A 360-nucleotide genomic window follows, 5' to 3' on the forward strand; every position below is an offset into this window, starting at 1 on the left:
CGGGTCGAGGGGCTACCGGACGGCGAAGAAGCTGCGGGCGAAGGCCCACAAGAAGGCCGCCCGGCAGCGTGCGGACACCGGCCGCAAGTGGGCCAAGAAGGTCGTCCGAGACCATGATGCCGTAGCGGTCGAGGACTTCCGCCCCAAGTTCCTGGCCAGGACGACCATGGCCCGCAAGGCCGCCGACGCCGCCATCGGCGCCACCAAGACCGCCCTGATCGAGATGGGACGCAAACACGGGCGGGACATCCGCCTGGTCCACCCCGCGTACACCACGATGGACTGCGCGCAGTGCGGAGCGAGAGCCAAGCACGCACTGCCGCTGGGTGAACGCACCTACACCTGCACCGCCTGCGGAAC

At 69.4% G+C, this 360-nt stretch carries 1 protein-coding gene; it reads left to right on the top strand.

Annotated elements, in window-relative coordinates; genetic code table 11:
* The coding region (locus tag KUM40_RS34875; RefSeq protein ID WP_217170318.1) for a zinc ribbon domain-containing protein at positions 1-360 on the top strand (360 nt) is incomplete at both ends.

This window comes from Streptomyces sp. AC512_CC834 (genome assembly GCF_019049325.1).
Taxonomy (GTDB): domain Bacteria; phylum Actinomycetota; class Actinomycetes; order Streptomycetales; family Streptomycetaceae; genus Streptomyces.